Raw genomic sequence first — 6,058 nt, 5'->3', positions numbered from 1 at the left:
TTTCCCTTTCCGGCGAGTCCGACTCTATCAGATCCTTTCGGGCCTGATTCCCAGTCAGTGGGGCTTGCCTTCCCGGCTGTTGGGCCGTTCCGACGAGTGAGACTTTAGCGAATCCCGGGCCCCGACGCTAATCGGGGTCACGCTCCTTCGAACGCGGATTCTTCATTTCGCAAATGCGCACGGAAAGTCGGGCGACACGCGTCGCTCGCTCGTTGTGGTTACTGCGGAATGGCTGTCCGGGGACCGACCGGGGTCGGCGCTCACGTCGGACAACTCGGAGCACACTACGGATGCGAACGGGCCGTGTCAACCTCTGGCTGGTCCGGGGTGTGGTGGAAGGCCAGTCGGTAGTCGCGGGGGCTGGTGGCCAGGTGCGTGGCGAAGTGCTGGCGCATCGTGATCTCGCTGCCGAAGCCCGTACGGCGGGCCACCTCGGGGAGGGGGAGGTCGGTGCGCTCCAGGAGCTTCTGAGCTGCGGCGATGCGCTGAGTGATCAACCAGCGCAGGGGTGTGGTGCCCGTCGTCGCCTGGAAGTGGCGGGCGAAGGTGCGGGGGGACATGCCGGCGCGGGCGGCGAGGCCGGCCACCGTGTGCGGTTCGGCCAGGTGGGTCAGGGCGTAGGCCCGTACCGCGGCGAGGGTGTCGGCATCCTGGTCGGTGTGCGGGGTGGGGTGCTCGATGAATTGGGCCTGGGTTCCCGTGCGGAACGGGGCTGTGACCATCGAACGGGCGATCGCTGCTGCGGCTTCCGCGCCATGGGTCGTACGGACGAGATGAAGGCAGAGATCGATACCGGCCGCGGTGCCCGCTGACGTCCAGATGTTGTCGTCATGGAGGAACAGCGCGTCCGGGACGACCGTCACGCGGGGGTGGTGGGCGCGGAGGAGGCCGGTGAGGTTCCAGTGGGTGATGGCCCGGCGGCCGTCGAGGAGGCCTGCCTGGGCGAGGGTGAACGCGCCGCCGCAGAGCGCGGCAATGGGCGTGGAGCGGGCGTGGGCGAGGCGGAGGGCTTCCAGGACCGGGGCGGGGGCGGGTGTCAGGTGGTCGTCGAGGCCGGGGACGACGATCAGGTCGGCGCGGGTCAGCCAGGCGAGGGTGCGGTCCGGGGTGAGGGAGAGACCGCCGCGCAGGGGAATGGGGTCCGGGTCGGCGGCGGTGCGGCGAAGGTCGAAGGGCGGTACGCCGCGGTCGGTGCGGTCCACACCCCAGACCTCGGTGATGACCGAGACGTCGAACGCCCGGACGCCGGGGAACGAGACGAGGGCGATGCGGGCGGGGGCGGGAACGTGTCTGGGCGCCATGGTGGCAGTAAAACATCGATCGATGGCTTTTTGACCCCTGGGTGATACAGGCGCGAGGCGGCAGCATCGTTCTCATGGAGATTGCAGAGAACGCAGCGCTGGTCGTGGTGGACGTGCAGGAAGGTTTTGAGGAGGAGGGGCACTGGGGGCCGCGGAACAATCCCGAGGCGGACCGGAACATCGCCGAGCTGATCGATGCGTGGCAGGGGAGCGGGCGCCCCGTCGTGTTCGTACGGCATGACTCGACGAAGCCGGATTCGCCGCTGCGGCCCGGATACCCGGGGAACGCTTTCAAGGGATACGTGGAGGAGCGCCGGGGGAAGGGCAGTGGGCCCGAGCTGTTTCTGACGAAGACCGTCAATTCCGCCTTCTACGGGACGCCCGATCTGGGTGCGTGGCTGAGCGAGGGCGGAGTGCGGCAGATCGTGGTCGCCGGGATCCAGACCAATATGTGCGCGGAGACGACGGCGCGGATGGGCGGGAATCTCGGGTACGAGGTGCTCTTCGCGCTCGATGCGACGTACACGTTCGACGCGGTCGGGCCGTGGGGGTGGGAACTGAGCGCGGACGAGCTGGCGCGGGCCACCGCTGTGACGCTGCACAGCGGCGGGTTCGCGAAGGTCGTGGCGACTGCGGAGCTGGTGGCGGCCGCGAGGAAGTGAGGCTCAGCCGTTGCCCGAGGCCAGCTCGCGGCTGCGGTCGCGGGCTGCTTCGAGGGCGGCGATCAGGGCGGCGCGCACGCCATGGTTCTCCAGCTCGCGGATGGCGCTGATGGTGGTGCCTGCCGGGCTGGTGACGGCTTCGCGGAGCTTGACCGGGTGTTCACCGCTGTCGCGGAGCATCACCGCGGCGCCGATGGCGGCCTGCACGATCAAGTCGTGGGCCTGGGCGCGGGGCAGACCGAGCAGGATGCCCGCGTCGGTCATCGCCTCGACGAGGAAGTAGAAGTACGCAGGCCCCGAGCCGGAGAGCGCGGTCGCCGCGTCCTGCTGGGACTCGGGGACGCGAAGGGTCTTGCCGACGCCGCCGAAGATCTCTTCGGTGGCGGCGAGGTGTTCGGTGGTGGCGTGGCTGCCGGCGGAGATGACGGACATGCCCTCGTCCACGAGGACGGGGGTGTTCGGCATGACACGTACGACCGGAGTCCTCGCAGCGAGGCGGTCCTCGATGAAGCCGGTCGTGATGCCGGCGGCGGCGCTGATGACCAGGCGGTCGGCGGTGACGTGAGGGGTGAGCTCGTCGAGGAGCCGGCCCATGTCCTGGGGCTTGACCGCGAGGATGAGGATGTCGGCGCGCTTGGCGGCCTCGGCGTTGGTGACGGACTCGACGCCGTAGCGGGTACGGAGTTCCTCGGCACGCTCGGAGCGACGGGCGGTGACCAGCACGTCGGCGGGACGCCAGCCCGCCCGGATCATGCCGCTGAGCAGGGCCTCGCCGATCTTGCCGGTGCCGAGGACTGCGACTGTGTGGGTCATGCGGTTCACCCTCCGGACGGTGCGGTGGTACGCGGTTCTGGTGGTACGTCGTCGCCGCCATCCTCGCACCGGGGCCCTAGGCGGTGCGGCGGCGGAGGGTGGCTGCGCCGAGGGTGAGGACGAGGAGGGCGCAGCCCGCCACGACCAGGACGTCACGGACGAAGTTGCCGGTGATGTCGGTGTGATGGAGGACTTCGTTCATGCCGTCGACCGCGTAGGACATGGGCAGGACGTTCGAGAGGGCTTCGAGGAAGGGCGCCATCCGGTCGCGTGCGATGAACAGACCGCAGAGCAGGAGCTGCGGGAAGATCACGGCGGGCATGAACTGGACGGCCTGGAACTCGGATGCGGCGAAGGCGGAGACGAACAGGCCGAGTGCCGTGCCGAGCAGGGCGTCGAGCAGGGCGACGAGGAGCAGCAGCCAGGGGGAGCCGATCACGTCGAGGCCGAGCACCCAGGCCGAGAGCGCGGTGGCCAGGAGGGACTGGAGGATCGCGACGGCGCCGAACGCCAGGGCGTAACCGGCGATCAGGTCGCCCTTGCCCAGCGGCATGGCAAGGAGGCGTTCCAAGGTGCCCGAGGTGCGTTCGCGGAGGGTGGCGATCGACGTCACCAGGAACATCGTGATCAGCGGGAAGATGCCGAGCAGTGAGGCACCGATCGCGTCGAACGTGCGCGGGCTGCCGTCGAAGACGTACCGCAGCAGCGTGATCATCACGACCGGGATGAGGAGCAGCAGCGCTACGGTGCGCGGGTCGTGGGTCAGCTGGCGCAGCACGCGGCCGGCGGTGGCGAGGGTGCGGGCGGAGCTGAGGGCCCGGGGCTTGGGTTGCGCGTGGGGGGCGGCGGTGAGCTGCGGGGTGACTGGGGCCTGCTGCGGCGTGTTCGTCGAGCTCATCGGGCGTTCTCCTGACGGGTGGCGGCCTCGTCGACCAGGTGGAGGAAGGCTTCTTCGACGGTGGCGGTGCGGGCGTCGGTGCGCAGCGCCTCGGGGGTGCCGTCGGCGAGGATCTCGCCCTCGCGCATGAGGAGCAGGCGGTGACAGCGCTCGGCCTCGTCCATGACGTGGGACGAGACGAGGAGCGTGGTGCCGTGGTCGGCGGCGAGGCTGTGGAAGAGGTTCCACAGATCGCGGCGGAGTACCGGGTCGAGCCCGACCGTCGGTTCGTCGAGGACGAGGAGTTCGGGAGTGCCGAGCAGGGCGGCGGCGAGGGAGACACGGGTGAGCTGGCCGCCGGAGAGGGTACCGGCGAGGGCGTCCGCGTGGCTGGTCAGGTCCACATCGGCGATGGCCCGGGCGACGGTGGCCCGGCGGGCGTCCCGGTGTCCGCGGCCCGGCTGGAGGATGGCCGCGAAGTAGTCGAGATTCTGCCGGACACTGAGGTCGGTATAGACCGACGGTGCCTGGGTGACGTACCCGATGCGCGGGCGGAGGGTGGGGTGGCCCGCAGGAGTGCCGAGGACGTCGAGGGTGCCGGTGACCTTGGCCTGAGTGCCGACGACAGCTCGCATCAGGGTGGTTTTGCCGCAGCCAGAAGGGCCGAGGAGGCCGGTGATCCTGCCCGGTTCGACGGTGAAGTCGAGACCGCGCAAGACCGTTCGATTGCCTCGTACGACGGTGAGGCCACGGGCCGCGATGGCGACGCCCGAAGAATTCATCATGTGATGAATATTGATCCTCGTGACGCCGCCACGTCAAGAGACCTTGCGGTACGGGCGTGGGGCTGTCGGGGACGGGTGGGGGCCCTCGCTTCGGCGTGACGGTCAGCGCGTTGCCACGCTGAGGTCGACGACGTAGCTCTCCTCGACCTTGCCGTCCGGGAAGAGCTCCGCCAGACGGTCACGCTCTTCGGTGAGGAATCGGCGGGCGGGTTCCTCGCCGACGACAAGGAAGGCGGAGTGGCTGCCGAGGTTGGCGAGGTGGGTGTCGATCGACACCCGGCGGGTCCAGGGCACCGTGCGGTGCACGAAGCCGAGCCCGGTCGGCAGGTCGCGGGTGCGGGCGGGCGAACCGTGGGCGCTGTCGTCGGCGCCGAAGAAGCGCCGGAGGCGGGCATCCTGCTCGGCGATCCAGGGGACGGAGTGGTCGGAGACGTTCCACCAGAGCGCCAGGGCGCCGCCGGGGCGCAGTACGCGGAGGGCCTCGTGGGTGGCGAGGGCCCGGTCGGTCCAGTGCCAGGACTGGGCGTACGTGATCAGATCGGCCGAGGCGCCGGCGAAGGGCAGGCGGTTGCCGTCGCCGCGCACGATCGGGATCTGTGGGAGCAACCGGTGGAGTTCCGCCGCCATGCCGGGGCCCGGCTCGACGGCCGTGACGTGGGCCCCCGGTCGTGGAGGAGGCGGGTCGAGATACCGGTGCCGGCGCCGATGTCGAGAGTGCGGGCGCCGCGCAGGGGGCGGCCGGTGAGCTCTTCGACCGTGGTGAAGAGAGCGGGCGGGTAGCCGGGGCGGGCCGCGGCGTACTGGGCGGCGGCCCGGTCGAAGGAGAGGGCGCGGGGGTGCGGGTGGCGAGTGTGGCGGGGGGGGGTGGGCGGGTCCGTGTGGGGCATGGGGGCATCGTCGCCCGGGTGGGGCTACTTGCGCCGGGGTTTCCTGGCCTTGGCCGTCTTGCGGCCCGCCGGGTTTCCGGTCCTCGTCGAGCGGCGCTTCGCGTACCGGGCGAGGGCCGCCTCGTACTCCGTACGCCGTAGCTTCTCGCCCGGCGCCTCCAGGAGCGAGCGGAAGAAGTACGCAAGCAGCGAGCCGATGAAGCCGATCGTCTTCAGACCGCGCAGGCTGTCCTCGCGGGCCTGGTCGGCGGAGCGGCCGCTGAACCCTTCCCAGGTCTTGCGGAAGGCGACGGCGCTGCAGATGGCGAACATCAGGACGACCAGGATGCCGACGAGGCTGCCGACATCGGCGATCTCCAGGCCCTGGTAGGCGAAGCGGAGCACGAAACAGGAGGCGACGGCCGCGGCGAGGGAGCCGAGGGCGACGCCGGCGCGGCGGAGCCCGTAATGACCGTCGTGCTCGACCCAGGTCGTGCCGAAGAAGCGGATCGGCTCGGGCTGCGGGCCGGGGGCGGTGGATCCGGACTCGGGGCCGCTGGGGGCTTCGCTGTTCTCGCTCACGAGGTCGATTATCCCCGGGAGACGACGGTAGGTAGCTGCGGTGGCGCTGCCCCGGGTGCGGGGCGGGGCCGCACTGTCCGGTCTCGGCCGCGAGTCGGCCCGGCGGCGGCCTGATCCGCGGCGCGTGCGCGTCGGCCCCCCGCGCCGACAGGTCGCCCGGGGCCGCCAGGGG

At 70.8% G+C, this 6,058-nt stretch carries 6 protein-coding genes and 1 pseudogene; 1 reads left to right on the top strand and 6 read right to left on the bottom strand.

Going from position 1 to position 6,058, the window contains the following annotated elements:
- Window positions 1–284 precede the first annotated feature (284 nt).
- Complete coding sequence (locus ABZV38_RS39220) at window positions 285–1,301, bottom strand: helix-turn-helix domain-containing protein (protein ID WP_356333619.1); 1,017 nt, start codon at window positions 1,299–1,301, stop codon at window positions 285–287.
- 74 nt (window positions 1,302–1,375) lie between these two features.
- Between ABZV38_RS39220 and ABZV38_RS39215 the strand changes: the two genes are divergently transcribed.
- Window positions 1,376–1,963 (top strand): cysteine hydrolase family protein, encoded by a 588-nt coding sequence (locus tag ABZV38_RS39215; RefSeq protein ID WP_356333617.1) that lies wholly within the window; start codon window positions 1,376–1,378, stop codon window positions 1,961–1,963.
- Window positions 1,964–1,966: 3 nt separating this feature from the next.
- On the opposite strand, the gene proC is transcribed toward ABZV38_RS39215, so the two are convergent.
- From proC to ABZV38_RS39190, 5 genes and pseudogenes are all read right to left on the bottom strand, one after another.
- On the bottom strand, window positions 1,967–2,776 hold the full coding sequence (gene proC / locus ABZV38_RS39210) for a pyrroline-5-carboxylate reductase (RefSeq protein ID WP_356333615.1): 810 nt from the start codon (window positions 2,774–2,776) through the stop codon (window positions 1,967–1,969).
- Window positions 2,777–2,852: 76 nt separating this feature from the next.
- Window positions 2,853–3,674, bottom strand: coding sequence for an ABC transporter permease (locus tag ABZV38_RS39205; protein ID WP_356333613.1), 822 nt, complete (start codon window positions 3,672–3,674; stop codon window positions 2,853–2,855).
- A complete protein-coding gene (locus ABZV38_RS39200; RefSeq protein WP_356333611.1) occupies window positions 3,671–4,438 on the bottom strand; it encodes an ABC transporter ATP-binding protein in 768 nt (255 codons plus the stop codon). Before ABZV38_RS39200 ends, ABZV38_RS39205 begins: the two co-directional genes overlap by 4 nt.
- A gap of 102 nt (window positions 4,439–4,540) precedes the next feature.
- Window positions 4,541–5,325: pseudogene (locus ABZV38_RS39195) on the bottom strand (methyltransferase domain-containing protein).
- Window positions 5,326–5,349: 24 nt separating this feature from the next.
- On the bottom strand, window positions 5,350–5,886 hold the full coding sequence (locus tag ABZV38_RS39190; protein WP_356333608.1) for a hypothetical protein: 537 nt from the start codon (window positions 5,884–5,886) through the stop codon (window positions 5,350–5,352).
- Window positions 5,887–6,058: the final 172 nt, after the last annotated feature.

It is taken from the genome of Streptomyces sp. NPDC005181, assembly GCF_040608395.1.
Lineage (GTDB): Bacteria > Actinomycetota > Actinomycetes > Streptomycetales > Streptomycetaceae > Streptomyces.
Note: the sequence above shows the minus strand (reverse complement) of the source record. Positions and strands in the feature narration are given on the sequence as shown.